Source organism: Paenarthrobacter sp. OM7 (assembly GCF_029873575.1).
In the GTDB taxonomy this organism is placed as follows: domain Bacteria; phylum Actinomycetota; class Actinomycetes; order Actinomycetales; family Micrococcaceae; genus Arthrobacter.
Window position 1 is genome coordinate 1 of record NZ_CP123579.1, and the last position, 14,418, is coordinate 14,418.

Sequence of the window (14,418 nt, forward strand, 5' to 3'; positions counted from 1 at the left end):
ATGACAGTAGACGAAGCCAACCACGCCAACACTGTCGGAAGTTCCTGGCGCAGGGTGCTGAGCCTCATGGAACAGGACGACCGGGTATCACCCCGTCAGCGCGGTTTCGTCATCCTCGCCCAGGCACAGGGCCTCATAGGTTCCACACTCTTGGTGGCCGTTCCCAACGAACTCACCCGCGAAGTCCTGCAGACCCAGGTCAAAGATGCCCTGGACGATGCCCTTCGCAGCGTTTTCTCTGACGACATCCGCTGCGCCATCGACGTCGACACCGATCTGGTGCCGGTCCATGCAGAGCCGGAACCCGTCGTCGAGCTTTCCGCCGTATCCGACTTCGCCGAGCCGAAGCCCCAGCCCACTCCGCCCAGTACCTCGCATGAGTTCGGCCGCCTGAACCCGAAGTACATCTTCGATACTTTCGTGATCGGTTCCTCGAACCGCTTTGCGCACGCGGCCGCCGTCGCCGTCGCCGAAGCGCCGGCCAAGGCGTACAACCCGCTGTTCATCTACGGCGACTCTGGCTTGGGCAAGACCCACCTGCTGCACGCCATTGGCCATTACGCCCGCCGGCTCTACAGCGGCATCCGGGTCCGCTACGTGAACTCCGAGGAATTCACCAACGACTTCATCAACTCCATCCGGGACGACGAAGGCACCAGCTTCAAGACCACGTACCGGAACGTGGATGTGCTGTTGATCGATGACATCCAGTTCCTGGCGGGCAAGGACCGGACGCAGGAGGAGTTCTTCCACACGTTCAACGCCCTGCACAATGCCAACAAGCAGGTTGTCATCACCTCGGACCAGCCGCCAAAGATGCTCGCCGGCTTCGAGGACCGCATGACGTCCCGCTTCGAGTGGGGCCTGCTGACCGACATCCAGCCGCCGGAACTCGAAACCCGCATTGCCATCCTCCGCAAGAAGGGCCTCAGCGAAGGCTTGTCGGCACCGGACGACGCCCTGGAGTACATCGCCTCGAAGATCTCCAGCAACATCCGGGAACTCGAGGGGGCTTTGATCCGCGTCACGGCGTTCGCCAGCCTCAACCGCCAACCGGTGGATGTAGCCCTGGCTGAGATGGTGCTCAAGGACCTGATCACTGACGACGGCGCCCAGGAGATCACGGCGAAGCAGATCCTGGACCAAACGGCGGACTACTTCAAGCTCAGCATGGAAGAGCTCTGCAGCAAGTCCCGCACCCGTACGTTGGTGACCGCCCGCCAAATCGCCATGTACCTGTGCCGTGAACTGACGGACATGTCCCTGCCGAAGATCGGGCAGGAGCTCGGCGGCCGTGACCACACCACCGTCATCCACGCTGATCGCAAGATCCGCGAACTGATGGCGGAACGTCGTGTGATCTACAACCAGGTCACTGAGCTCACCAACCGCATCAAACAGCAGCAGCGCGACTCCTGAAATCCACACCGCGGCCGCTACTACATACCTTATTAACAGGTGCATGTGGATAAGCCTGTGGATACTTAAGGGGACAAGCTCGGTTAATGGGCTTAAAACCCTTAAGCCGCCTGTGGATCGTTAAAAACCGGCTTGGGAGTTGTCCCCATCCACACCCTGTTTAAAACCCAGTTAACGCACAATGAGTGAACAGGGCTTAACCGCTGAACGACGCGGCAGGATCGGGTTATCCACAGTTTCCACAGCAGTTATTAACACTACGAATCCCAAAAAATTGAAATCCCTCAAATAACAATCTCGTTCTGCCACCGTCCCGCCCTGCCAGGGGCGGACCACAGACGGACCCCAAAGGCCGCCTGCGGCTGTCCACATACGAAGGGTCCGGCCCGACGGGGATGGGTTAATCGCGGATCTTCCGGCTAAGCTGTCAGCAGCGCTCCCATCCTTGGGTCTGTTTGTAGTTCGCTGAGTGCGGACCATGCAGGTTCCGGTGCCGGAATGCAGAGATTTAGCGGCTTCCACGCAGGAATCCGCAGCTACTACTTGGCAGCAGCAATGAAAGGCGGCACCCCTCCGTGAAGTTCAGAGTCGACCGCGACGTCCTGGCAGAAGCCGTTACGTGGACCGCGCGGTCGTTGTCTCCGCGGCCGCCAGTACCCGTGCTCTCCGGCCTCCTCCTCAAAGCTGAGGCAGGAACGGTCAGCCTCTCGAGCTTTGACTACGAGACTTCGGCGCGCCTGGAAATTCCGGCAGATATTGCTGTTGAGGGCACCATTTTGGTCTCGGGACGCTTGCTGGCCGATATCTGCCGCAGCCTTCCGTCAGCTCCCGTGGAAGTCGAAACCGATGGCAGCAAAGTGACTCTCACTTGCCGTCGAAGCAGCTTCCATCTCGCAACCATGCCCGAGGCTGAGTACCCGGCACTCCCGGCACTTCCCACCATCAGCGGCACGTTGCCCGGCGATGCTTTCGCCCAGGCTGTTTCCCAGGTGATTATTGCGGCCAGCAAGGACGACACCCTCCCGATCCTGACCGGCGTGCGCATGGAGATCGAGGACGACCTCATCACGCTCCTTGCCACCGACCGTTACCGCCTCGCCATGCGCGAAGTCCCTTGGAAGCCTGTTACTCCCGGGATTTCCACCAGCGCCTTGGTCAAATCCAAGACCCTGAACGAGGTAGCCAAGACCCTCGGCGGCAGTGGCGACATCAATCTCGCCCTTGCAGACGACGACAGCCGGCTCATTGGCTTCGAAAGCGGTGGACGCACCACAACGTCACTCCTGGTGGATGGCGACTACCCCAAGATCCGTTCGCTGTTCCCGGATTCCACACCCATCCACGCCACGGTTCAGACCCAGGAACTGGTTGAAGCCGTTCGGCGTGTTTCCCTGGTAGCCGAGCGGAACACTCCGGTCCGACTCGCCTTCACCCAAGGACTCCTGAACCTCGACGCCGGTACCGGCGAGGACGCCCAGGCTTCCGAGGAGCTCGAGGCACAGCTTTCCGGCGAAGACATCACCGTGGCCTTCAACCCGCATTACCTCGTTGAAGGTCTGAGCGTTATCGAGACCAAGTACGTTCGCTTCTCCTTCACCACCGCCCCCAAGCCGGCTATGATCACGGCCCAGGCAGAGGCGGATGGCGACGACCAGGACGACTACCGCTACCTCGTGATGCCGGTTCGCCTTCCCAACTAACCGGAACGTACCCGCCACCTTCGCAGAAAAGAGTTCACACTGTGCACATCGGTCTGATCGGCCTCGGCAAAATGGGTTTCAACATGCGCCAGCGCATGCGGAACGGCGGCATCGAGGTCACTGGTTTCGACCGCAACCCCGACGTCACTGATGTTGCTTCCGTGGATGAACTCATCGCAGCACTTCCCAGCCCGCGTCTGGTGTGGGTCATGGTGCCTTCAGGCGCGATCACCGATGCAGTGGTGACCGAACTGGGTGAGAAGCTCAGCCCAGGTGACTTGGTGATCGACGGCGGCAACTCACGTTTCACCGAAGACCAAAAGCACGCTGCGGCCCTTGCCGAAAAGGGCATCCGTTTTGCCGATTGTGGTGTTTCCGGAGGTGTGTGGGGCCTCGAGAACGGTTACGGGCTGATGGCAGGCGGCGCCGATGAAGACATCGAACTCGCCATGCCGGTGTTCGACGCCTTGCGTCCTGAAGGCGAACGTGCCGACAGCTTTGTCCACGTCGGCGGCGTTGGCGCCGGCCACTACGCAAAAATGGTCCACAACGGGATCGAATATGGCCTCATGCAGGCCTATGCCGAAGGCTACGAACTGCTGGCAGCCAAGGACATCGTGAAGGACCTCCCTGGTACTTTCCGGGCTTGGCAAAAGGGAACGGTGGTCCGCTCCTGGCTCCTGGACCTCATGGTCAAGGCGCTGGACGAAGATCCAGGCCTGGCGTCGATTGACGATTACGTCGAGGATTCCGGCGAGGGCCGCTGGACCGTGGAGGAAGCGATCGCCAATGCAGTGCCGGCACCGGCCATTACTGCGGCGCTTTTCGCGAGGTTTGCTTCCCGCGAGGACAATTCACCGGCCATGAAGATGGTTTCTGCCCTGCGTCACCAGTTCGGCGGACACGCCACCCGTCCGGCCAACTAGGCCGCAGGAGTCCTGCAAACGGCGTGTACCTCGAACATCTTTCACTGACTGATTTCCGCAGCTATGCCCAGGTTGACCTGAAACTTGGCCCTGGCGTGACTGTCCTTGTGGGATCCAATGGAATCGGCAAGACCAACCTGATGGAAGCCATTGGATATTTGGCGACGCTGAGCTCCCACCGCGTCAGCACGGACGCGCCTTTGCTCCGTTTCGGTGCGGAACGCGCCATGATCCGCGCCAAGCTGGTCCGCGGGGAACAATCCACGGTTCTCGAACTGGAAATCAACGCCGGGCGGGCCAACCGGGGCCGTATCAACCGCGGAAACCCGGTGCGGGCCAGGGACATTCTGGGGATCTGCCATACGGTGTTGTTTGCGCCGGAGGACTTGGCTCTGGTCAAGGGCGATCCCTCGAATCGCCGCCGTTTCCTGGATGAGCTGCTGGTCAGCCTCGTGCCACGGCATGCTGCCACGCGAAGCGACTATGACCGCGTCCTGAAGCAGCGCAACGCCCTGCTGAAATCCGCCCGGGCGGGAAAATTCTCGGCGGGTCATGAGGCAACCCTGGATGTTTGGGACCAGCATATGGCCCGGGCCGGCGCCGAACTGCTCCACGCCCGTCTGGAACTGGTGGAACGTTTGCGGCCCCACCTGAACAGCGCCTATGCGCAGCTTACCGATGGATCCAAAGAGGCGGGGGCGGTCTACCGCTCAACCATCCAGGGCGTCCTGGACGACGACGGCGGTCCAGCCGACCACGGTACGGAACCTTCGGCGTCGGTTGACGACCTCCGGCTGCTGTCCGTGGAAGAACTCACCGAACGCTACATCCAGGCTTTCGCAGCATCGCGGAAAAAGGAACTGGAACGTGGCATCTCCCTGGTGGGTCCGCACCGCGATGAACTGGAACTGGTGTTGGGCCAGGCTCCAGCCAAGGGTTATGCGTCCCATGGTGAAACCTGGTCCATGTGCTTGTCCCTGCGCCTTGCTTCCTACTACGTGATGTTGGATGACGCCCGTACGGGTGGAACCGCTCCGATCCTCATTCTGGACGATGTTTTCGCTGAGCTTGACGTCCAGCGGCGGCGTAAACTAGCTGCAATAGTGGCCGGTGCCGAGCAAGTGCTGGTGACTGCCGCCGTCGATGCCGATATCCCCGAGGAGCTGGCCGGACGGCGCGTAACCGTTGTTCCGGGAGGCATCGATGGCGAAGGATAGCCGCGACGGTCTTCAACCCGGTCGCGATCCGGATGAGATTGATGCTGCCCAGGCGGCGTTGAACCGTATGCGCGAGGCCGCGGCTGCACGCGGCGAAGTACGGCAGCGCGCGCCCCGGCCAGGGTCTGCCCCCCAACGCAAGGGAATCCGGGATACCAGGGGTTTTGCGAAATTCCACGGCAGCGGCCGGGATCCTTTGGGCCTCGGCAATGTGGTGGGCCGCTTGGTGGCTGAGCGCGGATGGACGTCCCCTGTGGCTGTTGGATCCGTGATGGCGGAGTGGGAGACACTTGTTGGGGCGGATATTTCCGCCCACTGCACGCCGGAGAGTTTCACTGACACTACGCTCCACGTTCGCTGCGATTCCACGGCGTGGGCGACGCAGCTCCGCTTGCTCAGCACGAGCCTCCTGGAGATGTTCCGCAATGAACTGGGTGAAGGAGTGGTGACCAGCATCCAGGTCCTGGGTCCTTCGGCTCCAAGTTGGCGTAAAGGCGGGCGCAGCGTCAATGGTCGCGGCCCGCGCGATACTTACGGCTAAACGGCGTGCAGGGCGATTCAACGCCCCGGAGTCGTATAGGCCCCCATCGGGACCACCGTAGGGCCATTGCAGATAGGGCCAGCGGCCTCCTATGGCCATATTCAGCTCTCGGCTGCCCCCGTATTTGCAAGGATTCGCGGGTTTCCACGATAGAATTGGCGTAGATCACTGAGCGCCGGTGAAACGTCGTCGGGGTCCTGGATCCACTCTTGTGGCATGGGGACCCTTTTCGTCGGAGTAATCGGCGCAATCAGTCACGTGCCCGTTGACGGCTGCGGTTCGCCGCGGACACCACCGGGAACGGCCGACATCGAGTACAGAGGAGTCGAAAGCGCCTGTGGCTAACGACAATGCAGAGACCTTGGCAGTAGAGCCCGAAGAGGAGACTGTTCCCAAGCCTGATACGCCCGCAGAGGCGCCCAGGGAGTACGGTGCCAGCGACATCACCGTGCTGGAGGGCCTCGAAGCGGTGCGCAAACGCCCCGGTATGTATATCGGATCCACTGGTCCCCGCGGCCTGCACCACCTGGTCTATGAAGTGGTGGACAACTCTGTTGACGAGGCACTGGCCGGGTATTGCAGCCACATCGAGATCACCCTACGCGCCGACGGCGGCGTTCGTGTCGTAGATGACGGCCGTGGTATCCCCGTGGACATTCACCCGACCGAAGGCAAGCCGACAGTTGAAGTGGTCATGACAATCCTTCACGCCGGCGGTAAGTTCGGAGGCGGCGGCTACGCTGTTTCCGGCGGCCTCCATGGTGTGGGTATCTCCGTGGTGAACGCTTTGTCCCGCCGTGTGGACACGGAAGTCCGCCGCCAGGGCCACGTATGGCGCATGACCTTCGCTGACGGCGGCAAGCCTCAAGGCGAACTCGTCAAGGGTGAGGCCACTGACGTTACCGGAACGTCCCAGACGTTTTACCCGGATGGCACCATCTTCGAGTCCACCGAGTTCGATTTTGAAACACTCCGGGCCCGTTTCCAGCAGATGGCCTTCCTCAACAAGGGCCTGCGCATCACGCTGACCGATGAGCGTCCGGTGTCCCGTGACGGCGATGATGATCTGGATCTCGACGCCGTTGCCACCGAAGGCGAAGTCGCCGCCGAGCACCGCACTGTGGTGTACCAGTACCCGGACGGCCTGCTGGACTACGTCAAGCACTTGAACTCGAACAAGAAGGTCGAGATTGTCCACGAGGACGTCATCGCTTTCGAAACCGAGGACACCGAACGGCATATCGCCGTCGAGGTAGCCATGCAGTGGACCACCGCGTATTCCGAGAGCGTCCACACCTACGCGAACACCATCAATACCCATGAGGGCGGAACGCACGAAGAGGGTTTCCGCGCCGCGATGACGTCGCTCATCAACCGGTACGCGCGGGAAAAGAGCATCATCAAGGAGAAGGAAGACAACCTCACGGGTGATGACATCCGTGAAGGCCTGACTGCCGTTATTTCCGTCAAGCTTTCCGAACCACAGTTCGAAGGCCAGACCAAGACCAAGCTGGGCAACTCCGAGGTCAAGGGCTTTGTCCAGCGGGTCGTCACGGATCAGCTGGGTGACTGGCTTGAACGCAACCCCGGCCCCGCCCGCGACGTGATCCGCAAGGCTATCTCGGCTGCCCAGGCACGCATGGCAGCACGCAAAGCCCGTGATAACGCCCGTCGGAAGAGCCCGCTGGAATCGTTCGGCATGCCCGGAAAGCTTTCCGACTGCTCCTCCAAGGATCCTTCACGTTGCGAGGTGTACCTGGTGGAGGGTGACTCCGCAGGTGGTTCCGCCAAGCGCGGCCGCAACCCGGAAACCCAGGCCATCCTGCCATTGCGCGGCAAGATCCTGAATGTCGAGCGTGCCCGCTTGGACAAGGCCCTCGGCAACGCCGAAGTCCAGTCCATGATCACCGCCTTCGGAACGGGCATTGGCGAAGACTTCGATATTTCCAAGCTGCGCTATCACAAGATTGTCTTGATGGCCGATGCTGACGTTGATGGCCAGCACATCACCACCCTTCTGATGACGCTGTTGTTCCGCTACATGCGCCCGCTGATCGAAAACGGCTATGTTTACCTGGCTCAGCCGCCGCTGTACAGGATCAAGTGGTCCAACGCAGCTCACGACTACGTTTACAGTGACCGCGAACGTGATGAGACCATCCGCAAGGGTGCTTCCATGAACAAGAGGCTCCCCAAGGACAACGGCATCCAGCGCTACAAGGGTCTCGGCGAAATGGACTACACCGAGCTGTGGGACACCACCATGGATCCGGATCGCCGCACGCTGCTGCAGGTCACCATGGATGATGCCCTGGCTGCCGACCAGACCTTCTCCGTCCTGATGGGCGAGGACGTTGAATCGCGCCGTAACTTCATCCAGCAGAACGCCAAGGACGTCAGGTTCCTCGATATCTAGGGCTCCACAAGGGCACCTTAATATTCTCGAACTGACATATACCTGAAACGGAAACCTTAGATTATGAGTGACGAAACTCCCGAAGTCCCGGCGGAATCCACTGCCGACGACGTAGTTCTTGAGGGCGATGTGCTGACAGACCGCGTGGAGCAGGTGGACCTGCAGACAGAGATGCAGCGGTCCTACCTCGACTACGCCATGGCCGTTATCGTCGGCCGCGCCCTCCCGGACGTCCGCGATGGCCTGAAGCCGGTGCACCGCCGCGTTCTGTACGCAATGTTCGACGGCGGTTACCGCCCCGACCGCTCGTTCAACAAGTGCGCCCGCGTGGTTGGCGACGTCATGGGTACCTATCACCCGCACGGTGACATGGCGATCTACGATGCCTTGGTGCGCCTGATCCAGGACTGGACCATGCGGTACCCGCTGGCACTTGGCCAGGGCAACTTCGGTTCACCGGGCAACGATGGCGCTGCTGCACCGCGGTACACCGAAACCAAGATGGCACAGCTGGCCATGGAAATGGTCCGGGACATTGACGAGGAAACCGTCGACTTCCAGGACAACTACGACGGCAAGAACCAGGAACCCACCATCCTGCCGGCGCGCTTCCCCAACTTGCTGGTCAACGGCTCTTCCGGCATCGCCGTCGGCATGGCCACCAACATTCCGCCGCACAACCTGCGAGAGGTTGCCGACGGCGTGCAGTGGGCTCTCGAGAACCCCACGGCCACGCGGGAAGAGCTTCTTGAGGCTCTGTTGCTGCGCATCAAGGGCCCCGACTTCCCCACGGGTGCCACCATCCTGGGCCACAAGGGCATCGAAGACGCCTACCGTACCGGCCGCGGCTCCATCACGATGCGCGCCGTGGTCAACGTCGAGGAACTCCAGGGCCGTACCTGCCTGGTGGTGACCGAGCTGCCGTACCAGGCCAACCCGGACAACCTGGCCATCAAGATTGCCGAACTGGTCAAGGACGGCAAGATTTCAGGCATTGCGGACCTCCGCGATGAAACCTCCGGCCGTACCGGCCAGCGCCTGGTGATCGTGCTCAAGCGCGATGCGGTGGCCAAGGTGGTCCTGAACAACCTTTACAAGCACACGCAGTTGCAGGACAACTTCTCGGCGAACATGCTGGCAATTGTCGACGGCGTTCCGCGCACCTTGAGCCTTGACGCCTTCATCCGTCACTGGGTTGCGCACCAGATGGACGTCATTGCACGCCGCACCCGTTACCGCCTGCGCAAGGCCGAGGAAGAAGCGCACATCCTGCGCGCGCTCCTCAAGGCACTGGACATGCTGGATGAGGTCATTGCCCTCATCCGCGCGTCCAACACCACAGAGGCTGCCCGTGAAGGCCTCATGGAGCTCCTCGAGATCGACGAACTCCAGGCGCGTGCCATCCTGGACATGCAGCTCCGGCGACTGGCCGCCCTGGAACGACAGAAGATCCAGGACCGCCACTCCGAGCTCGAGTCGATGATCGAGGAATACAACTCGATCCTCGCTTCGGAGGAGCGGCAGCGCCAGATCATCAGCGAAGAACTCGCGGAGATCGTGGCCAAGCATGGCGATGACCGCCGCACGCACATCCTGATGGGCTTCGACGGCGACATGTCCATGGAGGACTTGATCCCCGAAGAGGAAATGGTTGTCACCATTACGCGCGGCGGCTACGTCAAGCGCACCCGCAGCGACAACTACCGTTCCCAGCAGCGCGGTGGCAAGGGCATCAAGGGTGCACAACTGCGTGGCGACGACGTCGTGGAACACTTCTTCGTCACCACCACCCACCACTGGCTGCTGTTCTTCACCAACCTGGGCCGCGTCTACCGTGCCAAGGCCTACGAGCTCGCAGAAGCTGGACGTGACGCCAAGGGCCAGCACGTGGCCAACCTGCTGGCTTTCCAGCCTGATGAGCACATCGCCCAGGTCCTGGACCTCCGGGACTACCAGCAGGCCCCCTACTTGGTGCTCGCCACCAAGAACGGCCTGGTTAAGAAGACGAGGCTCGAAGACTACGACACCAACCGCACGGCCGGCGTCATCGCCATCAACCTGCGCGACGAGGACGAGCTGGTCTCCGCCCAGCTGGTCAGCGAGACCGACGACCTCCTCCTGGTGTCGCGCAAGGGCCAGTCCATCCGGTTCACGGCCACCGATGACGCACTGCGTCCCATGGGCCGCGCTACGTCCGGTGTGACCGGTATGAAGTTCCGTGAAGACGACGAATTGCTTGCTGCAGACGTCGTCCAGGACGGTTCCTTCGTCTTCATCGTGACCGAGGGCGGCTACGCCAAGCGGACCGCCGTGGACGAATACCGCTTGCAGGGCCGTGGCGGCCTGGGCATCAAGGTTGCCAAGCTTGCCGAAGACCGCGGTGACCTTGTGGGTGCCTTGATCGTGCAGGAAGAGGACGAAGTCCTGGTGGTCATGGAGGGCGGCAAGGTGGTCCGCTCGGCTGTCACCGGCGTGCCGGCCAAGGGCCGTGACACCATGGGTGTCATCTTCGCCAAACCGGACAAGAATGACCGCATTATTGAGGTTGCGCGCAACAGCGAACGCGGCTTGGAAGTCGAAGAGTCAGAAGACGGACTCGACGATGACGTAACGTTGGCTGCAAACGACGGCGCCCCTGAGGCGACCGTGACGGCCGAAACGGAAAACGACGCAGACCCGGAAACCGAAACGGGCGCGGAGCTGAACGAAGACAACACCGGAGGTAACGAGTGAGTAATTCCGACTCATATCCCAAGCCGAGCACAGGTGTCCCCGGCGGACTCCGGCAGCCCTCGGGCAGCGCCCAAGCAGGAACGCCTGCGCGGCCCCAACAGCGTCCAGGAACCGGGGCTGCTGGAACTGGCGCCGCCGGCGCACGCCCAGCAACTGGCACCAACTCCGCGCAGCGGCCCTCCGGGGCTCCCGGACAACGGCCGGCCCAGGCAACCCAGCGTCCTGCAGGCGCTCCGGGACAACGCCCGGCACAGCCCGGACAGCGCCCTGCCCAGTCAGGTCAGCGCCCTGCCCAGGGTGCCCCCGGCTTGGTGAAGCCTGCTCCCAAGGCCAAGGTCCGCCGCGCTCGTTTGCTGGTCAGCAAGGTGGATCCTTGGTCTGTCCTGAAGATGGCGTTCCTCTTGTCCGTTGCGTTGGGCATCGTCACAGTGGTGGCTGCCATCGTGCTGTGGACTGTGTTGGATCTCACAGGGATCTTCAACCAGGTCGATAGCCTCCTGGGGACCCTGGCAGGATCCGAAGGAAGCGGTTTTGAACTGAAGAAGATTGCGTCCCTCGGCCAGGTGGCATCCTTCGCCACCATCATTGCCGTGGTGAACGTGGTCCTGCTGACCGCACTCTCCATGCTTTCCGCAGTGCTGTATAACATTTCCGCAACGTTGGTTGGTGGCGTCGGCGTCACTTTGACCGACGACTAATAAAAATCCGCGGAAATACGCCGAAATTGGCAGAATTTCCGCACGGAAATGCCTCGATTTGAGATCGGGCCGGGATGTGCTGTACAGTCATATCTCGGCCCGATGAGGCATCGGGGCGTATAGCTCAGGCGGTTAGAGCGCTTCGCTGATAACGAAGAGGTCCCAGGTTCAAGTCCTGGTACGCCCACGGAACCGAAAGAGGTTCAGGTAAAACTGAACCGGAATGAGGTGCTTGTGAAGAAGTTGCTGGTAGTTGTAGCAGCGGCAGTCGCAGGTCTCCTGGTCTATAAAAAGGCGCAGGAATCCGAAGCCCGGAAGGATGTCTGGAGCAAGTCAACCGACACGGTGGACTAGCCGAGGAGCCCGGTCTGAGCTGGTAAATACCAGCCTGGACATGGGGTATGATTGACGGGTTGCTTCTTATGGGGGCATGGCGCAATTGGTAGCGCACCTGCTTTGCAAGCAGGGGGTTCGGGGTTCGAGTCCCCGTGCCTCCACCATAAGAAAAGTCCCGGTCAGAAATGACCGGGACTTTTGCTTTAACTCCGTAACCCCGCCACCACCCAACAAGGCCGGTGCCACCTTGCCGCGCCCACGCCGCGCCCACGCCGCGCCCACGCCGCGCGCTTCCACCATTGCCACGCATTTCCGGGCGGCACCAACGAATGTGCGTGTCATCAACGAATGCCCGCGGCACCAAGGGGGAACTCAGCCAGCCGGAACCTGCTGCAAGGCTCGCTCAAGGAACGCTGCCAGCTCGCTGTTCCCCAAGACGGGAGTCACCACACCCAGCTCCAGGGTGGGCTGTGTCTTGGCCCCAGCGGTCTTCAGGGCACCCTGCACTTTGAGCCGTGCTGCGGTTGTGGCCTCTGTATCGCCTCGCTTGTCCGCCTCCAGCATGGTGATGGCCTCCTCCACGCCTCGTCCGTACTCAGCAGCCGCTGCAACCCACGTAGAGCCGTCCTGTGCGAAACCGGGCTCCGCCATCCGTGGCAGGAGCCCGGGAAGCCGCTGAAGCAACCCAGCGCGGTCCTTCAACGCCCCCGAGAGTTGTCTCCCGGCGTCGTACTCCGCCCAGAACTGGTCAATATCGTGCCGCAACTCTGGAGCGGAAGGGGTGAGTTCGTCGTCCTGCCAATCCTGATTCAGGTCCACGAAGGCCCGTACGGCAGCTTGGACCTCAGGATCGGGCCCGGCGAGCAAGGCCAACGCGGCATTCATGGAATGGGAGGCGTCATAGGCGGGGCCGTTCCAGGAGAGGTCAGCGTAGTTGAAGATGGCGGGCAGGGAGAGATAGGGCTGGATCATTGGGTTGGTGACGATGCCCTGGATGGACCGGTGCAGATCTGCGTCCCTGCCGATGACGGGTGCCAGGAAGAGATGGTCCTGGGAGAAGTCGTTGACCGGATAGTTATCCCAGATGACTATGCTGCGGGAGGCGCCGGGTGTCCCGTAGGTCTGGCCCGCTGTCTCAGCTGACTTCCGGGTAATCCGGTGGGAGACGACTTCTTCACCCGTCCACTGCACCACAATTCCGGGGTTTAGCGCCTGACCGAGTTCGCGCTTGTACGGAGTGCTCGGTGAGCCGTTATAGAAGGTGGGGACCGTTTCCAACGGGAGGACCCCGTCCTTGGCCGAGATGAACTTTTCATTCACGTCGTTAAGGAAGGACGCCTGTGCCTTCGCCAGGTTTGCTTGCCCAGCGCCGAATTCCCGGAGGTCTTCCGCGCATTGCACTTTTGTGGCGATGTCGTCCAAGGGAATCACGTACGAACGCACTCCCAGCGCATACAGGGATTCAAGCTTCGCCACTGCGTCCTCAAGGTCGGCCTCGCGCGAATAACAAATGTCGATCCCTGGCGAAAGGGCATAGCTGAAGCGGACGTGATTGGCGGCAGCAGCGTCGATCAGTTCCTTCAGCTCCTCGAGCTCCTGGTCGGTGTACAGCTCGCGCCACTTGTCGCGCAGCAACGGATCGTCCTTGGGCGAGTAGATGTAGGTGTTCATCTTCTGACTGCCCGCAAATTCAATGACATCCAGACGGGCCTGGTGGGACCACGGCGTGCCATAGAAGCCCTCAATAACGCCGCGGGTTTGCATCAGCGGCCAGTCACTGACCAGGACCGGGGCCACAGAGCCGGCCTTGAGCAACTGCCGGAGGGTCTGCACGGCGTGGAAGACGCCGTCGTTATCACGTCCGGCGAGGACCGCCGTCGGAACCCCGTCAGGCTGTCCGGTAGCAATCGCATAGCCTTCGGCGCGTCCAAGGGCATCACGAAGGGAGGAGTCGCCGTCCACGCTCAAAGCCTTGAGTGCCGGACCCATGGCGGACCCGGTGCCAAGGTGGATGGCAGATGATCCGTCGCGGGGGTTGGAAAGCTGCGTCACGACTTCAGCCGTGCCTCCAGCACCGGTCACGAGGTCCTGCACGGCGGCGGTGGAGGCCTGATCGGTTCCGGCGGGTGCCACCACGTACACATGACCGGTCAACGGAACAGGGTCGCCGGTTGCGGTCCGGGCATGCTGCGGTACCGGGAAGATGCTCGGAACACCTGCCCCGTTTCCCTGGGTTCCGTCAGGATGTTCACGTGAAACAGCGGCCCATCCAGCGATAATCAGGGCGGCTGTGAGCACTCCGGCCGCCACCAGCAGCAGGACTGACCGCCGACGCTTGACGGGTGCTTCGCTCAATCAGATAACCCCTTGGGTATGCCGTCACCGGCTGACGGGAATGCTGAGTCAAGACAACCACACTGTTGGAGCATCAG

10 protein-coding genes and 2 tRNA genes are annotated in these 14,418 nt (G+C 61.6%); 11 read left to right on the forward strand and 1 reads right to left on the reverse strand.

The features are described 5' to 3' along the window. The 11 genes from dnaA (at position 1) to QEH68_RS00055 (ending at position 12,150) form a co-directional block, all read left to right on the forward strand. Positions 1-1,419, forward strand: a complete 1,419-nt coding sequence (dnaA, locus tag QEH68_RS00005; RefSeq protein WP_026541014.1) for a chromosomal replication initiator protein DnaA — start codon at positions 1-3, stop codon at positions 1,417-1,419. Positions 1,420-1,994: 575 nt separating this feature from the next. Beyond that, positions 1,995-3,119 carry a DNA polymerase III subunit beta gene (dnaN, locus tag QEH68_RS00010; protein ID WP_089593048.1) on the forward strand — a complete coding sequence of 375 codons (1,125 nt, stop codon included), beginning with the start codon at positions 1,995-1,997 and terminating at the stop codon, positions 3,117-3,119. Between the two features lie 41 nt (positions 3,120-3,160). Next, positions 3,161-4,045 (forward strand): phosphogluconate dehydrogenase (NAD(+)-dependent, decarboxylating), encoded by an 885-nt coding sequence (gene gnd, locus QEH68_RS00015; protein WP_089593049.1) that lies wholly within the window; start codon positions 3,161-3,163, stop codon positions 4,043-4,045. 23 nt (positions 4,046-4,068) lie between these two features. Next, positions 4,069-5,262: a DNA replication/repair protein RecF gene (gene recF, locus QEH68_RS00020; protein ID WP_280625239.1), complete on the forward strand. Its 1,194-nt coding sequence runs from the start codon at positions 4,069-4,071 to the stop codon at positions 5,260-5,262. Continuing rightward, on the forward strand, positions 5,249-5,803 hold the full coding sequence (locus tag QEH68_RS00025) for a DciA family protein (RefSeq protein ID WP_280625242.1): 555 nt from the start codon (positions 5,249-5,251) through the stop codon (positions 5,801-5,803). The genes recF and QEH68_RS00025 overlap by 14 nt, the downstream gene beginning before the upstream one ends. Positions 5,804-6,140: 337 nt before the next feature. Beyond that, the gene (gyrB, locus tag QEH68_RS00030; protein WP_089593052.1) at positions 6,141-8,219 is read left to right on the forward strand and encodes a DNA topoisomerase (ATP-hydrolyzing) subunit B; all 2,079 of its coding nucleotides are present in this window, start codon (positions 6,141-6,143) and stop codon (positions 8,217-8,219) included. A 63-nt stretch (positions 8,220-8,282) separates the two neighbouring features. After that, positions 8,283-10,952: a DNA gyrase subunit A gene (gene gyrA / locus QEH68_RS00035; RefSeq protein WP_207595586.1), complete on the forward strand. Its 2,670-nt coding sequence runs from the start codon at positions 8,283-8,285 to the stop codon at positions 10,950-10,952. Further along, the gene (locus QEH68_RS00040) at positions 10,949-11,650 is read left to right on the forward strand and encodes a DUF3566 domain-containing protein (protein WP_207595587.1); all 702 of its coding nucleotides are present in this window, start codon (positions 10,949-10,951) and stop codon (positions 11,648-11,650) included. The genes gyrA and QEH68_RS00040 overlap by 4 nt, the downstream gene beginning before the upstream one ends. A 113-nt stretch (positions 11,651-11,763) precedes the next feature. Then, positions 11,764-11,837, forward strand: a tRNA-Ile gene (locus QEH68_RS00045). A gap of 47 nt (positions 11,838-11,884) precedes the next feature. Next, positions 11,885-12,004 (forward strand): DLW-39 family protein, encoded by a 120-nt coding sequence (locus tag QEH68_RS00050; RefSeq protein WP_232481486.1) that lies wholly within the window; start codon positions 11,885-11,887, stop codon positions 12,002-12,004. Between the two features lie 70 nt (positions 12,005-12,074). After that, positions 12,075-12,150: transfer RNA gene (locus QEH68_RS00055), tRNA-Ala, on the forward strand. A gap of 208 nt (positions 12,151-12,358) precedes the next feature. Here QEH68_RS00055 and QEH68_RS00060 read toward each other — a convergent pair. Further along, the gene (locus QEH68_RS00060; protein ID WP_280625248.1) at positions 12,359-14,341 is read right to left on the reverse strand and encodes a beta-N-acetylglucosaminidase domain-containing protein; all 1,983 of its coding nucleotides are present in this window, start codon (positions 14,339-14,341) and stop codon (positions 12,359-12,361) included. Between the last annotated feature and the right edge of the window lie 77 nt (positions 14,342-14,418).